The sequence below is a fragment of the Mycobacterium sp. SM3041 genome (assembly GCF_039668335.1).
In the GTDB taxonomy this organism is placed as follows: domain Bacteria; phylum Actinomycetota; class Actinomycetes; order Mycobacteriales; family Mycobacteriaceae; genus Mycobacterium.
The window spans coordinates 84,709-102,347 of sequence record NZ_JAYXBQ010000021.1 but is presented as its reverse complement, the minus strand read 5'-3'; the positions used below and the strand labels follow the sequence as shown (position 1 = coordinate 102,347).

Here is a 17,639-nt window from a genome sequence, read left to right as displayed (position 1 = left end):
TCAGGAAGAGATTTCGCCGTTCAGCGTTTCAGCGACGAGAGCCTCGTCGAGCAGTCCGCGCAGCTGCGCACACACGCGGTCCCAGCGCTTCTTGGCCCGCTTCATATCGCGATCCACAAAGCTCGAGAGCAGAATCCCCCGCAGCGCATCCATGGCAGTGAAAGAGAGATCACGCAGTTCCTTCTGCGCGGCCCGGTCCGGAACCAATTGGGCCAGTGCACCGATCAGCGCCCCGATGACGATGGGCTCGACGCGCTCGATGTGTTCGGCCAGCACCCGGTCGGTGCGCGCCGCCACCCAAAGTTCAAGCGTGGCGACAAAGATGGGTCCTTGATGCGACTCCCACAGGTAGTCCAACATCATCGACACTGCATCTGGAGTGTTCGCGACCCGCCCGAGATCACGGATCGCAGCCTGGACGCGCTGCTCGGCCAGATGCTCGACAGCGGCCGCCACCAGGTCTTCCTTCGACCGGAAGTGGTGGACCTGCGCACCGCGCGTGACGCCCGCGATCTCGGCGACCCGCTGTGTCGTGGTGCCGGAGTAACCGTAGGTGACCAGGCATTCCACCGTGGCATCCAGCAGGCGAGTGCGCATGGCGGCGCTGCGCTCGGCCTGCGTACGTCGCCTGGCCGGCCCCTCCACACCTGCAGTCACGCGTTGCATCTTACGTGGACGCAGATCAAAGCCGGACCATAAACGATGCCGATCGGTATGTAAATGTGCCGATCGGCAATATGCGGAGCCTCCTGGGCGGCGGTTACCCGACCTCGAACACCGCCTCGACAGGCGGCGCGTCAGTCATGAGCGCCGGCAGCACGAACACCCGGACGTATCGCCGAATCTGCTCCGGGTCGTCACCGCCGGGCACCAGCCCCGACAGCAGCGCCAGCGTCGAGGTGATGACAAAGTGTGCGGCATCGATAGGGCGTAGACCCTTGCGCAGGAACGGCTTTCCGCCGCCGTGCTGAATGCCCATGAGGAGCGCCTCCACTGCGGCGACCAGAGATTCGCGAGCGGGAAGACTCGCGATGTTCTCGCGATCGCTTCGATCGGTGAGGATCATGTACACCGGGTCCTGCGCCATCCCGGTGACGAACTCGACGATGGCCTCGACGATCTTGGCGCCGGCACCCGCCGTCCTGGCTTGGCGCTTCACCAATCTCGCCACCAATTGCGCCGTCCGGCGCATCAGCACCGCATCCATCAACTCGTCGCGGGTGGCGAAGTGGCGATAGACCATCGTCCGGGTGTAGCCGGCCTCCGCTGCGATGACCTCCATCGTCGACGCGCGATACCCACGCTCCAGCAACGACCGCTCCGCCGCGTCCAAGAGCGCCTCGCACGACTGATCAGCAGAATTGCCACCGCCGGGCGGCCGACCACGAGTGCGCTTTGCCGGTGCCTCGGTCGTCTTCATTCACCTACTCCTGCATGCCTGAAAGCTCGAATCCATTGGATCACACCGCCGCAGCGGAGCGACTCGACTCGCCTCAGATCATTAAAGCAGCTAATTGACATTGGATCGCTGTTGTGTACTAATTCGTGGCACTGCGGCCCGACGCCGTTCGGTCCGGCCCCGTTGTTTCGCAGCAAGACGAAGGGCGAATTGCTCATGACGAAATCTCCAGACGACGCTTCTGAGAGCACAGACGCCGAGTCCGCGCGAGCGCAGATCCGCGGCTCCACCACACGGCGACGGCTTGCCGCCCTCGCGCTCGCGACCGCGCTGGGCGCCGCGGGTTACGAGGGCTGGCTACTGTTCCAGCAACATCAGGTCAACGCCGCCGCAGCCGCCGCACTGGACGCCGCCAAGGCGTTCACACTGAATCTGACCACGGTCGATCCGAACCGGATCGACCAGAGCTTCACCGCCGTCAACAACGGTGCCACCGGCGACTTCAAGCGGCTGTACACCGCAGCCGGCGGGCAACTGCGGCGCGCGCTGGTCGAGAACAAGGCGGCTGCGCAAGGCACCGTCATCGACGCCGCGGTCAAGACCGCGACCAAAGACACAGTTCAGGTCATCCTGTTCGTCGACCAGTCGGTACGCAACGCCACCACCCCCACACCGCAATTGGACCGCAGCCGCGTCACCGTGACCATGCAAGACGTGAACGGGCACTGGCTCGCCAGCAAGGTCGACCTGTCGTGACACGACGACCGACCAGGGCGACTCCCCCGCCGCTGACCACCGCCGTTCCCACCACAGCAGCAGAGGATGTGTCGATCATTATTGACATCAATCAATATTTGATGACTAAAAGACTGCTGATTGTCGCGCTCGACCAGCCGCCGCGTCGATGACGACGTACCACGCAGGGCTTCCCACCGACGCCAACAGGACCGAGGGCGCCGCCGCCATCGGTGAGTGGACCACCGGGTACGTGAAGCGGCACCCCCGAGCCTCACTCACCACGGTCGGCGACCAGTACGTCCTCGGTGTGCGCACCGTCCAGTACTTCTTCGCCGACTTGTTCACCGGCCGATTCCAATGGGGAGAGTTCCTTCGGCAGGGCGCCTTCATGGCCGGAACCGCCGTTCTGCCAACCATTTTGGTGGCGCTTCCGATCGGAGTGACACTCTCCATCCAATTCGCCCTGCTGGCCAATCAAGTCGGCGCCACCTCACTCGCCGGGGCCGCCAGCGGCCTGGCCATCATTCGGCAGGCTGCATCCCTGGTGGCCGCGGTGATGATGGCGTCGGCGGTCGGCTCGGCCATCACGGCCGATCTGGGATCCCGCACGATGCGTGAGGAGACCGACGCCATGGAGGTCATGGGCGTCTCGGTGATCCGGCGTCTCGTGGTCCCGCGTTTCGCCGCCGCGGTCACCATCGGTGTCGCGCTCACCGGAATCACCTGCTTTGTAGGGTTTTTGGCGAGCTACCTGTTCAATGTGTATTTCCAGCACGGCGCGCCCGGAAGCTTCGTCGCGACGTTCTCGTCGTTCGCCACCCCGGAAGACATGGTGCTGGCCCTGGTCAAGGCCATCGCGTACGGCGCCATCGTCGCTATCGTCGCCTGCCAGAAGGGACTGTCCACCAGGGGTGGGCCGACCGGCGTGGCCGATTCGGTGAATGCCGCTGTGGTGGAGGCGATCCTGGTGCTGATGATCGTCAACGTCGGCATCAGTCAGCTGTACAACATGCTCTTCCCACGAGCGGGGCTGTGACATGACCGTCGCCACCTACATGCCGGCCATCGCCCGGCCCGTCGTGCGTGCCTACCAGAGAACCAGCAAGCCGGTTATCCGCTTGGGGCACATGCTCGTCTTCTTCATCCGGGCCGTGGTGTCGGTTCCCGCGGTACTGCGCCAATACCGCAAGGAATTCCTGCGGCTGCTCTCGGACATCGCCTGGGGCAACGGCTCCATCGTCGTCGGCGGCGGTACCGCCGGTGTGGCAGTCGTGCTCGGTGTCACCGCGGGTGCACTCGTGGCGATCGAGGGCTACAACTTCCTCAACCTCTTGGGCCTCGGCCCGGCCACCGGCATCATCTCTTCGCTGGTCAACACCCGAGAGCTCGCGCCGATCATGGCCGCACTCGCGTTCGCCATGCAGGCCGGTTGCCGGTTCACCGCGCAACTGGGTGCGATGCGAATCGCCGAAGAGATCGACGCGCTGGATTCGATAGCGATCCGGCCCATCCCCTTCCTGGTCACCACCCGGCTGATGGCCGCGATCATCGCCGTCATCCCGCTGTACGTGGCATGCCTGGCGTTCACCTATGTGTCCTGTCAGGTCGTCGCGGGAATCGTCAGCGGCGGCTCCCTCGGCCCCTACACGCACTACTTCGCAATGATGTTGAGCGGCAAGGACATCGTCTACTCGGTGATCAAATGCGTGGTCTTCGTCTGGATCGCCTCCACCGTGCAGTGCTACTACGGCTTCTACGCCAGCGGTGGTCCCGAGGGGGTCGGCGTCGCCGCCGGGCACGCCATGCGAGCCAGCATCACCGTGGTGATCGTCCTCAACATGCTGCTCACCATGGCGATGTGGAGCATCGATGCCGGCGCGAGATTCGGTGGCTAGATGGCGAATTCACTGGATACCGATGGCCGCGGCCCCTCCGAAGCACAACTACTCACCTGCGGGGCCGGGGTATTGCTGGTGATGGCCGTGATCACCACGACCATGCTGCTGAAGTCCACCGGCCGGCTCGACGACTACGTCCGGGTGGTCGCCGACCTCGTGAACGTCGGCGACGGCCTGCCGGCGCAGTCCGACGTCAAATATCACGGGCTGCTGGTCGGCACCGTCGACGACGTCGACCCCGCGGCGTTCGGGAAACCCAACTACGTACACATCAACCTGAAACCCGAGTACGCCAAAGACATTCCGGCCACCGTGACCGCGCGCGTGGTGCCGAGCAACGTCTTCGCGGTGTCCTCGGTGCAACTCGTCGACCGGCCGGGCGAACAGCCTGCCGGCACCACCATCCGCGACGGCGCGCATGTCCCCGAGGACACCGAGCTGCCGACGGTCATCTTCCAGACCACGATCAGTAAGCTGCGCGATATTCTCGCGGCCACGGCCCGCGGACGCGACGACCACAGCACCGGCATCCTGGCCGCCGTCGGCGCCGCCACCGAGAACCGCGGTGGCAAGTTGCTCGCCGCCGGTGGCCAACTCAGCCGGATACTGGACCAGCTCAACGCCATTGTTGCCACCGACGCCGGCCCGTCGACGGTGCAGGCATTGGTCGACGCGACGCGCGGCCTGCAGTCGACGGCTCCCGAACTCGTCGACGCCCTCCATCAGGCGGTCAAACCCATGCAGACCTTCGCCGAAAAGCGCGCAGAACTCAGCACATTGCTCGCCGGATCACTGCACACACTGGGCACCACGCGACAGGCACTCGACAACCACACCGACCAGCTGATCCAGATCACGCACAACCTCACGCCCGTCCTCGGCGTGTTCGCCAACAACGCCGACAAGTTCGAACCCATCTTCGCCAGGGTTAAGACGCTGTCCGACAAGTTCTTCGAAGAAGTCTGGCTGCCGGACTTCGATACCGGAAACATACGGATCAACCTGTCGCTGACGCCGACCTACACCTATACCCGGGCCGACTGTCCCCAATACGGCCAGCTGAAGGGTCCGAGCTGCTTCACGGCGCCGGAGATTTCGGTCCGGCCCGACCTACCCCAGGTGTTGCTGCCCCAGAATTACCAGCCGCCAAAGGATCTCGCGCCGCCACCGGGCACGGTCGTCGGCCCAGATGGGAATCTCGTCGCCGTCGGCCCACCGCTGATCAACCCCAATCCCAATCTGGCAGACCCGAACCCACCGCTCCCGTGGTGGACGGGACCGGCGCCCCGGGTGCCCGGGACCGCCGATCCCGACGACGCACCGCCGATGCCTCCGGCGACGGCACCGCTGGTCCCCCAGCCGCCCGTGCTGCCCGCCGAGGCCGCACCCGCGGCGTACGGCGGCAACGTGGGTCCTGTTGGTAGCCAACAAGAACGGAGCCAACTCGGCGTGCTCACCGGGCAGGTGCGTCCGGCATCCGTGGCAACCCAACTGCTGCTCGGTCCGGTGGTGCGCGGCATGACCGTCTCGATGAATGCAGAGGGGCAGAAATGAAGTTCCGTGGGCCACTGATCGGGCTGTCCATCTTCATGACGGTCGCGACCGTGCTGACGTGGCTCGTGTACGCCACGCTGCGCCGCGACGTGGCGGGTTCGACGACGCGTTACGCGGCCGTGTTCACCGACGTCTTCGGCTTGCGGGAAGGTGACGACGTGCGCATGGCCGGCGTTCGCGTGGGCCGTGTCGAGAAGATCGACCTCGACGGGAAACAGGCACGGGTCGCGTTCATCGTGCAGAGCGACCAACATGTGTACCGCAACACCATCGCCTCGGTCACCTACCAGAACATCATCGGGCAGCGTTACCTCGGACTCTCCCTGGACAAGTCCGGCGCCACCGACCTCCTGCCGGCAGGAGGCGTTATCCCCTTGGCGCGAACCGAATCATCGTTCGATGTCGGCACCCTGCTCAACGGATTCGAACCGCTTTTCAGCCTGCTGAATCCCAAGCAGGCCGACGACCTCACCAAAGGTGTCATCCAATCGCTTCAGGGCGATCAGGGATCGCTCGTCAAGCTCGTCGACCAGACCTCGACGCTCACCCGAACGCTGTCCGGACGCGACCAGGCCCTCGGCGATCTGATCACGAGCCTCAGCAAGGTCACCGCGAACGTCGCCCGCCAGAACGACGAGCTGGACCACACACTCCGCCAGGCCCACAATGTCGTCGCCGATTTCGATGCGCGCCGTCCGGAGTTGCAGAGTTCGATCGGGTCGTTCGCGCAGGTCTCGCGCCGGTTGTCGACGGTGATGAATGAGGTCTACCCCGCCCTGGATCAGCTCATCACCCGCGAACCCGGGTTCACCAGCCACTTGATCGACATCGAACCGCAGTTGGCGTTCATGGGCGACAACCTGCCGCTGCTGCTGAAGGGGCTGGCCCGGCTCGTCGAGCAAGGCTCATATGGCAACGCGTACGCCTGCGACCTGAACGCGACCGGTTTCTTCCCGGGGCTCAACGACATCACCACCTTCATCGTCAACGCCGCGACTCCGGGCAATGACCACCCGATCACCACCCAGAACCTGGGACAGCACACCCCGAGGTGCAGGAACATGGCCAATGGCTGACTCATCGACCATCACACCGCATCGGCGCGGCCGCCGGCGCCGTCCACTGGAGTCGTACAACCGAACTTGGCTGGGCATCATGGCGCTGGCCGTGGTCGGTGTGCTCGTCGCGGCATCGCTGTTCGTCAAGCTGCTCGGCGTCGGATACACCAGGTACACAGCCGAATTCGCGCAGGCCGCGGCCCTGCGCCCCGGAAACCCCGTCACCATCGCCGGAATCGAGGTCGGGACCGTCTCCGACATCGCGCTCGCCGGCGACCACGTCACGGCCGGGTTCAAGATTCGTGACAACATCCCGCTCGGCCGGGACACCAGAGCGGCCATCAAAGTGATGACGATCCTCGGGTCCCGCTATCTGGAGCTGGCACCCGACGGCCAAGGTGCACTGCCGAACAAGACGATCAGCCTTGCCCGCACCCAGGTTCCGTACGACCTGCAGTCCGCACTACAAGATGCGACCACGACGTTCGATCAGGTCGACTCCGATCAGTTCGCGCAGTCGCTCGCCGTCCTGGGCACGCAGCTCGACGGTCTGCCGGCGGTCATCCCCGCCGCCATGGCGAACCTGCGCACCCTGTCGACGATCACCGCGGGCCGGCGCGACCAACTCGGCACCCTGCTCAAGAGCACCCAGCGGGTGGCCAACACACTCCGAGCTCAGCAGAGCAACCTGGGTAGTCTCATCGACCAGGGCCAGGACCTGATCGGCCAATTCGTCCAGCGCCGAGCCACATTCCACGCCATGCTCGCGGCGCTGGCCAGTCTGGCCGACACACTGGAGAAGATCGTGGTGAACGACCGGCCAATGCTGAGCAAGATGCTGGCCGACCTGCATGTGCTCACCAACATGATCGGCCAGCACGACGACCTGTTCCGCAACCTGCTTCAGATTGCCCCGGTGCCACTGCGTGGCCTGACCAACGCCACCGGATACGGCCCGGTTGTGGAGATGAATCTGCCCAACGGAATCGCCATCGACTCGTGGATGTGCGCGATCAGTGGGCGCGCCAAGCAATTCGGCATGATCGAGTACTTCAAGGACTGCAAATGAGCACCGGTAGGCGCAAAGCCATCACACTGGTCGCCGCGATCGCCGTAATAATCCTCGCCGCGGCCGGATTCGGGGTGTACCACATCAAGTCCCGGCTCGACACGATGACCGTGACCGCCCAATTCGACAGTGCGGCAGGGCTTTATCGCGACAACGTCGTCGCGGTACTCGGCATGCCGGTCGGCACGGTCACCAAGATCACGCCGCGGGGCGGCTACGTCGAAGTCGAGTTCACCGTGGACCGCAACGTCAAGATTCCCGCCGACGTCCACGCCGTCACGATCAGCACATCGATCCTCACCGACCGGCAGATCGAACTGACACCTGCCTATCACGGCGGGCCGCTGCTGCAGAACCACGACACGATCGGCCTCGAGCGAACCAAGACTCCAGTCGCATTCGACCGGGTACTCGACATGCTCGACAAGATTTCCAAATCGCTCAAGGGCGATGGCCACGGTGGCGGACCGGTGGCCGACATCATCAACGCCGGCGCCCGCACCGCAGATGGCAACGGCGAGAAGATCAAGGCTGCTCTCGACGAACTCTCGAACGCACTGCGACTCAGCTCCGACGGCGGCGCGCAGACCGGAGACCAACTGACCACGATCATCCGCGACCTCAGCTCGTTGGTCGATGCCGCTGCCCGCAATGACGCCAAAGTGCGCCAGTTCGGATCCACCACCCGTCAGCTGACCCAGGTGCTCGCCGACGAGGATCTGGGATCGGGTTCCACCGGCCGCATGATCAACCAGATCGTCGCACAGGCAACAACTCTCATCGACCAGAACCGCGACCATCTGAAGCAGAGCGTGATCAATGGCGACACCGCGGTGAAGACACTGGTCGACCGTCAGCGCGAGGTGTCCGAGCTGCTCGATGTCCTGCCGCTGGCACTGGACAACATCTACAACACCGTCGACCAGACCAACGGCTCCATTCGCGTGCACGCACTCGCCGACAAGCTGCTGACCGAGAGCCAGCTGCCCAAAGAGATGTGCAACCTCATGCACCTACGCCAATTGGGCTGCAGTACCGGCACATTGCAGGATTACGGCCCGGACTTCGGCCTGACCTACGTGTTGGACGGCCTCGCAGCGATGGGACAGAAGTGACGACGCGGCGCACGACACGGGCGCTGGCCATCGCGGTGACCACCGCGATGATCACCACTGCGTGTGCCACGAGTGGGCTGGGCAGCCTCCCGCTGCCGGCACCGGGCATCGGCACGGGCGGCTATCTGATCACCGCCGTCTTCTCCAACGCGCTGAATCTCCCGGCGCACGCCAAGGTGAAGCTCGCCGGCGCCGATGTGGGGCAACTCGAATCGATGACCGCGCGCAACTACACCGCGGTGACGACCCTGCGCATCATGGACGGCGTCCGGATACCGATGACCAGCACCGCCGAACTACGCTCGGCAACGCCGCTCGGCGACGTCTTCGTCGCGATCAAGCCGCCCACCCCGCTGGACCCGTCCGCGCCGCTGCTCAAGGGTGGCGACACCATCGGCCTGCAATCCACCACAGCGGCCGCCACGGTCGAATCAGTGCTCAGCACAGCAGCGTTGGTCGTCAACGGTGGCGCCGTGCGCAACTTCACCAACTTCGTCAACGGTGCCGGAAAGGCGACGGGCGACCAGGGCCGGGCACTGGGCAACCTCATCGCCCAGTCCAATGAACTGCTGGCCAAGCTCAATGCCCGATCAGACCAGGTCGACGCGGCAGTGACCGAGACCGCCCGGCTCGCCGACCGCATGAGCGAAAAGAACCAGGCCATCACCGACATCCTGGCCGCCGCCGGCCCGGCCACGGAAGTGTTGTCCACCAACACCGATCAACTGGCCGACGTCATCGAACAGGTCGGTGCCACCAGTCGCCAGCTGGCCAAGTTCCCGTCGATCGCGGGCACCGACACCAGCGGTCACAGCCTCATCGGCGACGCCAATACCATCGCGGGTGCGTGGAATGACGTTGCGCAGAGCCCGAATACGAGCCTCGCCGCCCTCAACAGACTGATGCCGCCGTTCGTCAAACTCACGTCGAGCGACTCGATCTCGGTACGGGCGTCGATCGATCGACTGGTCCTGGGGTCGATGCCGGACGCTGGGTTCAAGGGCGATCCGGCGTTCCACGGACCCAAGCGTTACGACTGGGCCAAGCTGGTCGGATCGATCAAATACGCGCTGTGGCGACTGCAGGAACGCGTCGTGGGCCAAGGCCCGGACACCCCGATGGGCCAGAACCAGTGGACACCCGTGGGCCCACCCCTGCCACCTGCCGTCGACGACCATCCGCGGCCACCACCAACTGGACCGGCGGACCAGGAGGCACCGCGGTGATCGACACGATCTGCACCGTGATCGTCGACATGGTTCGCGCCGGTCACCGCCGGCGGACCTGGATCTCCGGCCTGGCGTTGGCCCTGACGTTCGTGCTCGCGACTGCCTACCTGTTGATCGGCGCGCTGCGGTTCAACCCGGCGATCTCCACGTACCGGATCACCATCGCGCTGCCCAATTCCGGCGGCCTGCTGCCCAACCAGGACATCGCCATGCGCGGCGTACCGGTTGGGCGCATCGAGTCACTGCGGATCACCCCGTCGGGTGTCAGCGCCGTCGCCACGATCAACTCGGACATCAAGATCCCGGCATCGAGTCATGTGCGGGTGTCGGGGCTGTCTGCGGCAGGTGAGCAGTACATCGACTTCCAGGCCGCCTCGAACAACGGGCCCTACCTGGCCGACGGTAGCGTCGTCAGCCAGCGGCAGGCCAGCACGCCGATCCCGTTGTCGGAGCTGCTCGCCGACGCCAATGGGATTCTCGCCCAGACTGATCCGGCCAAACTGACTCTCATCAAACGTGAGCTCAGCATGAGCGGAGCAGGCCCGGACAAACTCCGCGACATCGTCGATGGCGGCACCTTCCTGCTGTCCACGCTCGACTCGGTACTCCCCGAGACGGTGAGTCTGCTCAAGTCGAGCCGGGTCGTGTTCACGATGCTCGCCGACGTCGATGCGGGCCTGTCCGCGACATCGCGGAACGCCGGCCAGGTACTGGCAGGCGTCAACAAGATGGACCCCGGTTACCGGAAGCTCCTCGACCAGACACCGGGACTGCTGTCGTCGGTTGACAACCTCTTCAACGACAACTCCGACACCATGGTGGGCCTGCTCGCCAATCTGGTCACGACATCACAACTGCTGTATGTACGGGTTCCGGCACTGAATGCACTCTTTCCGAACTATCGCGGCTCGACAGTCGGAGCCATCACGAGCGTCTTCCACGACAACGGATTGTGGGCGACGGGCGACATCTACCCGCGCTACGTGTGCGATTACGGCACCCCGCGACGCGTGTCGTCGGCGGCCGACTTTCCCGAGCCGTTCCTTCACACCTACTGCCGGGACGACGATCCCGAAGTGCTGATCCGGGGAGCCAAGAATGCTCCGCGACCGGCCGGCGACGACACCGCCGGTCCCCCACCAGGCGCCAACCTGGGCCAGACCGCGGACCCGACGCCCAAGGGCCGCTTCACCATTCCCACCCCCTACGGCGGGCCGACGCTGCCGATCGAACCACCGCACTGACGCCCGAGGAGCAATCATGACAGTGACGACCCATGACGACCGCGATGTCGACAATGCTGGCGATATCGAAGACACCGTGGCAGAGCAGGATTCGACTGACGTCCTGCAGGACACTTCGCCCGAACCGGCCGCGCCGCAGCGGTGGCGCCGCCGCACCGTCAGGACCCTGATACTGACGACATTCATCGGCGCATACGGGTTGGCCGGGTTCCTCGGTTGGCAGCTCTGGCAGGCGCACGCAGTGGCCGAGGCCGGGAAAGCAGCACAGCACAAGGCGATCGAGTACGCGCAGGTGTTGACGAGCATCGACTCGAACAGCGTCGACCAGAACTTCGCCACGGTGCTGAACGGCGCAACCGGCGAGTTCAAGGACATGTACACCAAATCCAGTCTGCAACTTCGGCAATTGCTGATCGACAACAAAGCGACGGCGCACGGCGTTGTCACCGATTCGGCGATCCAGTCCGTATCGCGAGACAAGGTGGTCGTGTTGTTGATGGTCAACCAAACGGTCAGCAACACTGCCCGCCCCGACCCGCGCGTCGACCGCAGCCGCATGAAGATCACGATGGAACTGGTGGACGGGCGTTGGTTGGCAAGCAAGGTCGAACTGCCCTAGGAGCTGCTGACATGTTCGGAAACCGTTTGGCAGCAGCCGTGATCGGTATCGGCGTCACCATCGCCACCGCGCCGACGTCGGCGGCCTCCGCGCCGTCGTTCTGCGGAGAACTCGGTGGTGACTGGGATGGCCAGTACTGCCACACGTCGGTGCTCTCGCAACGCAAGGCGACCCGCGACATCAAGGTGGCAGTACCGGGTGATCTCGTGGACAACCCCATTACCGGCCCGATACTTCGCCCGTACCTATGCGACCTGTACACCAACTGGCGGGCCAAAGGCGCCTCGATGGTTCAGGACAGCTGGGGCGAATCGAATTTTCAGGTATTCCGGCACGGCAACGCCCTCAGCGTGGTGTTCCACGAGGACTATCACGCGGACGGACCGTGGATCAACAACGCCTACCGCACCTTCACGTTCGACATGGCGACCGGAAAACAGTTGGCGCTGAGCGACATCGTCAGGGCGGGAGTGGAGCCCGGCGCCGCCATTCCCCCGCTGGCCGGGCAATTCATCTCCGAAGCCCTCGACCGAGCAGCAGCCTGGCAGCACGCACCGGGTGCCTACCCGTTCTCGCCCGACCGCTGGACAGCGGACAAGCCGTACTCCGGCGGCTACCGGGCCTGGGCACTGACGCCCGATGAGTTGATCCTGTACATGCCGGACTATCCGGTCGGCCACGACTCACCGATCCAGTACGACCAGCTTCAGCAGTGGTCGATGGACGGTGGCACTGTCGAGCCGCACATCCCGCTCACGGCCCTCGCGTCGATCCTGCGCCCTGAGTACAGCTGAAGTCTCGAGTCAGCCGAGTTTGCGGAGCAGGCCCCGCCCGGCGCTGATTCGTAGCACGGCCTTGACCATCGCGGTCCGTGCGGGCGTATACGGGAACCAATGCGGATCATGCTGGAGATCAACCCGATTCCACATCGTCGTCTGAACGCGGCAGTACTTGCGAATGCCCGCGGCGCCACCGTTCCGCCCACCGATCCCCGATTCCTTACGACCGGTCATGGCTGCGGGAAACGCCGCGACGTTGGTCAACACGTCGTTGATGTTCACCGCTCCGACCTCGAGCCGGTCCGCCACCCGTCTTCCGCGGGCGCGGTCGCGCGTCCAGACGCTGGCCGACAAACCGTAACGCGAATCATTGGCCAGCCGGATGGCTTCCATCTCGCCACTGACCCGCATGATGGGCAGCAACGGACCGAACGTCTCCTCGGTCATGCACAGCATCGAGTGGTCGACATCCGTCAGCACCGTGGGCGCGAAGAACAGGGTTTCCTCTGTGCGGCTTCCCCCGGTCAACACTGTGGCGCCACGGGCACAGGCATCGGTGACGTGCCGCTCGACGATCGCCAGCTGTGCTTCATTGATCATCGGACCGATGTCGATGGCGCGGGCATTTTCCCCCTCGACGCCGTGACGCAGCCGTGCCGTTTCGTCGAGTACGCGCCGGACGAATTCGTCGTACACCGCGTCGACGACGTATACGCGTTCGACCGATACGCAGGCCTGTCCGGTGTTGTAGAACGCGCCGAACACGGCGCCCCGAGCAGCACGGCCAAGGTCGGCGTCGGCCAACACCAGCATCGCATCCTTTCCGCCGAGTTCCAGGCTGCACGGGATCAGACGCTGCGCTGCAGCAGCGGCAACGAGCTTCCCCGTCGCACACGAGCCGGTGAATTGGACGTAGTCCACGTGGTCGACCACCGCTGCGCCCGCGCCTGCGTCTCCGGGGGCGCAGGCCAGTACGGCAGGTGCACCGATCTCATTCCATCCATCGATCACGAATCGGGTGGCGACGGTGGTGAATTCGGATGGCTTGACGATGACCGCGGCACCGGCGGCCAGCGCGGGCACCGCGTCCATCATCGCCAGGGCAATCGGGAAGTTCCAAGGCGTGATCACCCCGACGAGCGGATAGGGACGGTAGCGGTGCTGAATTCGCTTGTTGACGGTGATGAGCGACCGCGGCCGGGGATGCTCGTCGGCGAGAATCCGATGGGCCTGGCCGCGGTAGTAGTTGATCGCCTCAGCGGCATAGGCGATTTCGAGAGCTGCCTCCGACCGAACCTTGTGTGTTTCGTCCTGGATCGCCGTCACGATCTCAAACTGGTTGTCGAACAACCAGTCCCGGTATCGCAGCAACCACGAGGCCCGGCCCCGGGTACCCATCGCTTCCCACTCGCCCTGAGCGTCTCGGAGTCGACGTGCCAGCTCCGGTACGACGCCGCCGGCGTGCGGCCCCGACCGGATTGTGCGAGCAGTCGTTTCAGCTGCCGACATGAGCACTCGACGCGGCGACGCTCCACCTGCTGAGGAGCTGTTCGACATCTGACGTTTCGGTCGACATCGGCGCCGGAACTCCGGCGGCGGTGCGGCTGAATCGCGGCGCCGGGGCGGGCTGGCGAAGACCGTCGATCTCCAGGTAGGCGCCACGTGCCTGGTTGTGCGGATGTTCGTGGGCTTCCCACGGCGACAGGACCGGCGTGACGCAGGCATCGCTGTCTGCGAAGTGCTCGGCCCACTCATCGCGGCTGCGCTGCTTGAACTTTGCGGCGATGCGAGCCCTGAGCTCAGCCCAGCCGGTGGTGTCGAGCTGAAACGGCAGATCCGGGTCATCGACACCAAGGCGTTCGAGCATCTGCAGATAGAACGGATACTCCACACAACCGACCGCGACATGACGCCCGTCGGCACATTCGTAGGTGTCGTAGAACGGTGCGCCGCCATCGAGCATGTTGTGGCCCCGTGGTTGGTTCCAAAGGCCGTTGGCATGCAGGCCGTGCATGAACGCGGTGTAGAGGGCCGCACCATCGACCATCGCCGCGTCGATGATCTGGCCGATGCCCGACTGTGAGCGTTCGTACAGCGCCGCGATGACGCCGAGGGCCAAGAGCATTCCACCACCGGCGAAGTCACCGACAATGTTGCCCGGCGGCACGGGTCGTTCGTCGGCACGGCCAACCAGTTCGAGTACCCCGGACAAGGCAATGTAGTTGATGTCGTGACCGGCAGTGTGTGCGAGTGGACCTTGCTGCCCCCATCCGGTCATGCGTGCGTACACGATGCGAGGGTTCCGGCTACTCATGTCGGCCGGGCCGAGTCCCAGGCGTTCGGCGACACCGGGCCGGAATCCCTCGACGAAGACGTCCGCGTTGTCGGTGATCGCATACAGGCGGTCCCGGTCGTCCGGATTCTTCAGATCAAGGGCGAGGCTGTATTTGCCGCGGTCCAGCGGCCCCGCTGGCGGTGTCAGTCCGTCCGAGGCGGTGGCGCGCTCGACCCGCAAGACCTCGGCCCCGAGATCGGCGAGAATCATGCAGCCGAACGGGGCCGGCGCGAGGCCGGCGATCTCGACGACCCGCAGCCCGGTGAGTGGTCCCGCCATCACAGTGCCTTCGCGATGATCGTCTTCATGATCTCGTTGGTACCGCCGTACACCTTCTGGATCCGGGCGTCGGTGTACATCCGCGCGATGGGGTACTCGGACATGTACCCGTAGCCGCCGAAAAGCTGCATACACCGGTCGATGACCTGGCACTGCTGCTCGGTGAGCCACCACTTCGCCTTGGCTGCCATGGGGATATCGAGTTCTCCCCCAAGGTGTTTGACGATGCAGTCATCGAGGAAGGTCCACGCCACCGTCTTGAGCGTGTCGCATTCGGCAAGCTCGAATTGGCTGTTCTGAAAGCCGAACACCGGACGCCCGAACGCCTCACGATCTTTGGTGTACGCCACCGTCAGGTTGACCGCTACCTCGATCGACGCGGCCGCGGCGACGGCCAGGAAGAGCCGTTCTTGCGCCAGTTGCTGCATCAGTTGGATGAACCCGAGGCCTTCGGTGTCCCCGATCAGGTTGGTCTGCGGCACCTCGACGTCGTCGAAGAACAGCTCGCAGGTGTCCTGGCCGTGCTGGCCGATCTTGTGCAGGTTGCGGCCACGGCGGAACCCGGCGCGATCGGTTTCGACAGCGATCAGCGAAACGCTGTCCACGCCTCTGCTGTCCGGGTCGGTCTTGGCCGCGACGATCACCAGATCGGCCAACAAGCCGTTGGAGATGAAAGTCTTTGCGCCACTGATGCGGTAGTTGTCGCCGTCCTTGACGGCTTTCGTCTTGATGGCCTGCAGGTCGGAACCCGTACCGGGTTCTGTCATGGCGATAGCGGTGATGATTTCACCGGTAGCCATCTTGGGCAGCCACTGCTGCTTCTGGCTTTCCGTGCCGTAGGAGTTGATGTAGTGGGCGATGATGCCGCTGTGCAGCATGCCGCCGAAGCTCGGTGCCAGGGCCCGAACTTGTTCGATCGAGACCACCGCGTCATGGGCAAACGTACCGCCACCGCCGCCGTAGACCTCGGGAATGCTCATGCAGAGCAGTCCCAGCTCGCCGGCCCGCGTCCAGACATCGCGATCGACGTGATGTTGTTCTGCCCAGCGCGCCTCGTGCGGTGCACATTCGGATTCGAAGAAGCGCCGCGCCAGGTCGGCGAGCGCATCCAGATCCTTGTCCATCCATCCCGAGCGATGTTGTTGAGTCATGTCAGGGACGCTATGGCGTACCGGGGCTGCGCAGCCATGACCGCGGCGATCACATGGCTTGACCGAAACGCGCCTACCGGGGCTGGTATGACCGGGGCGCGCTACCGGTCCATCGGCGAAACGCCCTGGTGAACGCGCTCGGCTCCGAGAAGCCCAGTCGCGCAGAAATTTCGGCAATCGACTCGTCGCCACGGGCCAAACCCGCTATCGCAGCATCGCGCAGGACCGTCTCGCGCAGTTCACGGATCGACGTTCCCTCCTCACGCAGCTTGCGCCGCACGCTCTGCGGGCTGAGCGCCAGCGCCCGGGCGATGTCGTCGGTATTGGGTCCCGGACCGTTGAGTCCGCGCTGAAGCATGTGCCGTACCCGGTCCGACAGCGACGTGGCGTAATCGCGCCGGGCGAGAAAGTCGGCCGGGGCATTGCGGACGAACGACTCGACTTCTTCCTGCGTGCGCACCAATGGTGAGCCGAGGATCTTGCTGTTGATCACCAGCGCGGGCATCGGTGCAGAGAAAACGACTGGCGCGCCGAAAATCAGGTCATAGTCGTCGATGTCGCCAGGCTTCGGATACGGCACCTCGATGCGGTGCAGAGGCAGCGGCGCATTGATCGACCATTCGAGAAACCGCTGCGTGATCGCCAGGAGCGCGTCGACGAGAACATCGATGGGACCGTCGACGGCACTCAGATCGATCGACAACGTCGTCTCTTCGGGACCGAACTCGACGTGTATCGGCGGGGTACCCGGCAATGCGCCATTGAACTCCACGAACCGCTGCAAGCCCTCACGCAGGTCCGCGGCAGTGCCGATCAGCGCATGACAAACCAGGCGGAAAGTGCCGCGCGGCACCGGGGTGGTGCCGAAGCCGAGGAGCTCGTCATCAGTTACCCGCCACAATTCACGCACGAAGATCGTCGCCTGGTCTGTCGTGACCCGGGATCGGCCTTCGGCCAACAACATCGGAGACACACCGGCCCGGTGCATGAATGCGGATACATCCCAGCCGTTGGCCAGCGCAAACCTGACGAACGCCTGGATACGCCCGATCGGCACGGTATGAGGCACATCGCTCGCGGGTGTTCCGGTCACAATCGCAAACCATAGTCCGTGCGCGTTTGGGTCAACTGATCTGAGTTGTTCGGTCATCGGCATGGCCGCCGGCGGTGAA

The 17,639-nt window shown here is 64.6% G+C and carries 17 protein-coding genes; 11 read left to right on the top strand and 6 right to left on the bottom strand.

The annotated features are described in order from the left end of the window. On the bottom strand, positions 1 to 666 hold the full coding sequence (locus tag VXD91_RS06335) for a TetR/AcrR family transcriptional regulator (protein ID WP_346414963.1): 666 nt from the start codon (positions 664 to 666) through the stop codon (positions 1 to 3). A 94-nt stretch (positions 667 to 760) separates the two neighbouring features. Continuing rightward, a complete protein-coding gene (locus VXD91_RS06330) occupies positions 761 to 1,420 on the bottom strand; it encodes a TetR/AcrR family transcriptional regulator (RefSeq protein WP_346414962.1) in 660 nt (219 codons plus the stop codon). A gap of 195 nt (positions 1,421 to 1,615) precedes the next feature. Between VXD91_RS06330 and VXD91_RS06325 the strand changes: the two genes are divergently transcribed. The 11 genes from VXD91_RS06325 (at position 1,616) to VXD91_RS06275 (ending at position 12,717) form a co-directional block, all read left to right on the top strand. Beyond that, complete coding sequence (locus tag VXD91_RS06325; RefSeq protein WP_346414961.1) at positions 1,616 to 2,155, top strand: Mce protein; 540 nt, start codon at positions 1,616 to 1,618, stop codon at positions 2,153 to 2,155. Positions 2,156 to 2,303: 148 nt separating this feature from the next. Then, positions 2,304 to 3,173 carry an ABC transporter permease gene (locus VXD91_RS06320; protein ID WP_346414960.1) on the top strand — a complete coding sequence of 290 codons (870 nt, stop codon included), beginning with the start codon at positions 2,304 to 2,306 and terminating at the stop codon, positions 3,171 to 3,173. Position 3,174: 1 nt separating this feature from the next. Beyond that, on the top strand, positions 3,175 to 4,032 hold the full coding sequence (locus VXD91_RS06315) for an ABC transporter permease (RefSeq protein WP_346414959.1): 858 nt from the start codon (positions 3,175 to 3,177) through the stop codon (positions 4,030 to 4,032). Next, positions 4,033 to 5,589 carry an MCE family protein gene (locus VXD91_RS06310; protein WP_346414957.1) on the top strand — a complete coding sequence of 519 codons (1,557 nt, stop codon included), beginning with the start codon at positions 4,033 to 4,035 and terminating at the stop codon, positions 5,587 to 5,589. Then, positions 5,586 to 6,665: an MlaD family protein gene (locus tag VXD91_RS06305; protein ID WP_346414956.1), complete on the top strand. Its 1,080-nt coding sequence runs from the start codon at positions 5,586 to 5,588 to the stop codon at positions 6,663 to 6,665. Before VXD91_RS06310 ends, VXD91_RS06305 begins: the two co-directional genes overlap by 4 nt. Next, on the top strand, positions 6,658 to 7,716 hold the full coding sequence (locus VXD91_RS06300; protein ID WP_346414955.1) for an MCE family protein: 1,059 nt from the start codon (positions 6,658 to 6,660) through the stop codon (positions 7,714 to 7,716). Before VXD91_RS06305 ends, VXD91_RS06300 begins: the two co-directional genes overlap by 8 nt. Beyond that, the gene (locus tag VXD91_RS06295) at positions 7,713 to 8,831 is read left to right on the top strand and encodes an MCE family protein (RefSeq protein ID WP_346414954.1); all 1,119 of its coding nucleotides are present in this window, start codon (positions 7,713 to 7,715) and stop codon (positions 8,829 to 8,831) included. The genes VXD91_RS06300 and VXD91_RS06295 overlap by 4 nt, the downstream gene beginning before the upstream one ends. Positions 8,832 to 8,878: 47 nt before the next feature. Further along, a complete protein-coding gene (locus tag VXD91_RS06290) occupies positions 8,879 to 10,057 on the top strand; it encodes an MlaD family protein (protein WP_346414984.1) in 1,179 nt (392 codons plus the stop codon). Continuing rightward, positions 10,054 to 11,304, top strand: a complete 1,251-nt coding sequence (locus VXD91_RS06285) for an MlaD family protein (protein ID WP_346414953.1) — start codon at positions 10,054 to 10,056, stop codon at positions 11,302 to 11,304. Before VXD91_RS06290 ends, VXD91_RS06285 begins: the two co-directional genes overlap by 4 nt. A 16-nt stretch (positions 11,305 to 11,320) precedes the next feature. After that, complete coding sequence (locus VXD91_RS06280; protein WP_346414952.1) at positions 11,321 to 11,923, top strand: Mce protein; 603 nt, start codon at positions 11,321 to 11,323, stop codon at positions 11,921 to 11,923. Positions 11,924 to 11,934: 11 nt separating this feature from the next. Continuing rightward, positions 11,935 to 12,717, top strand: coding sequence for a mannan-binding family protein (locus VXD91_RS06275; protein WP_346414951.1), 783 nt, complete (start codon positions 11,935 to 11,937; stop codon positions 12,715 to 12,717). A 9-nt stretch (positions 12,718 to 12,726) separates the two neighbouring features. On the opposite strand, the gene VXD91_RS06270 is transcribed toward VXD91_RS06275, so the two are convergent. The 4 genes from VXD91_RS06270 to VXD91_RS06255 all read right to left on the bottom strand — a co-directional run bounded on the left by VXD91_RS06270 (position 12,727) and on the right by VXD91_RS06255 (position 17,617). Then, positions 12,727 to 14,211, bottom strand: a complete 1,485-nt coding sequence (locus VXD91_RS06270; protein WP_346414950.1) for an aldehyde dehydrogenase family protein — start codon at positions 14,209 to 14,211, stop codon at positions 12,727 to 12,729. Then, positions 14,198 to 15,319 (bottom strand): CaiB/BaiF CoA-transferase family protein, encoded by a 1,122-nt coding sequence (locus tag VXD91_RS06265; RefSeq protein ID WP_346414949.1) that lies wholly within the window; start codon positions 15,317 to 15,319, stop codon positions 14,198 to 14,200. The genes VXD91_RS06270 and VXD91_RS06265 overlap by 14 nt, the downstream gene beginning before the upstream one ends. Then, entirely contained in the window at positions 15,316 to 16,467 is a 1,152-nt protein-coding gene (locus VXD91_RS06260) for an acyl-CoA dehydrogenase family protein (protein WP_346414948.1), read from the bottom strand. Before VXD91_RS06260 ends, VXD91_RS06265 begins: the two co-directional genes overlap by 4 nt. A 73-nt stretch (positions 16,468 to 16,540) precedes the next feature. Next, positions 16,541 to 17,617 (bottom strand): AraC family transcriptional regulator, encoded by a 1,077-nt coding sequence (locus tag VXD91_RS06255; protein ID WP_346414947.1) that lies wholly within the window; start codon positions 17,615 to 17,617, stop codon positions 16,541 to 16,543. Positions 17,618 to 17,639 lie beyond the last annotated feature (22 nt).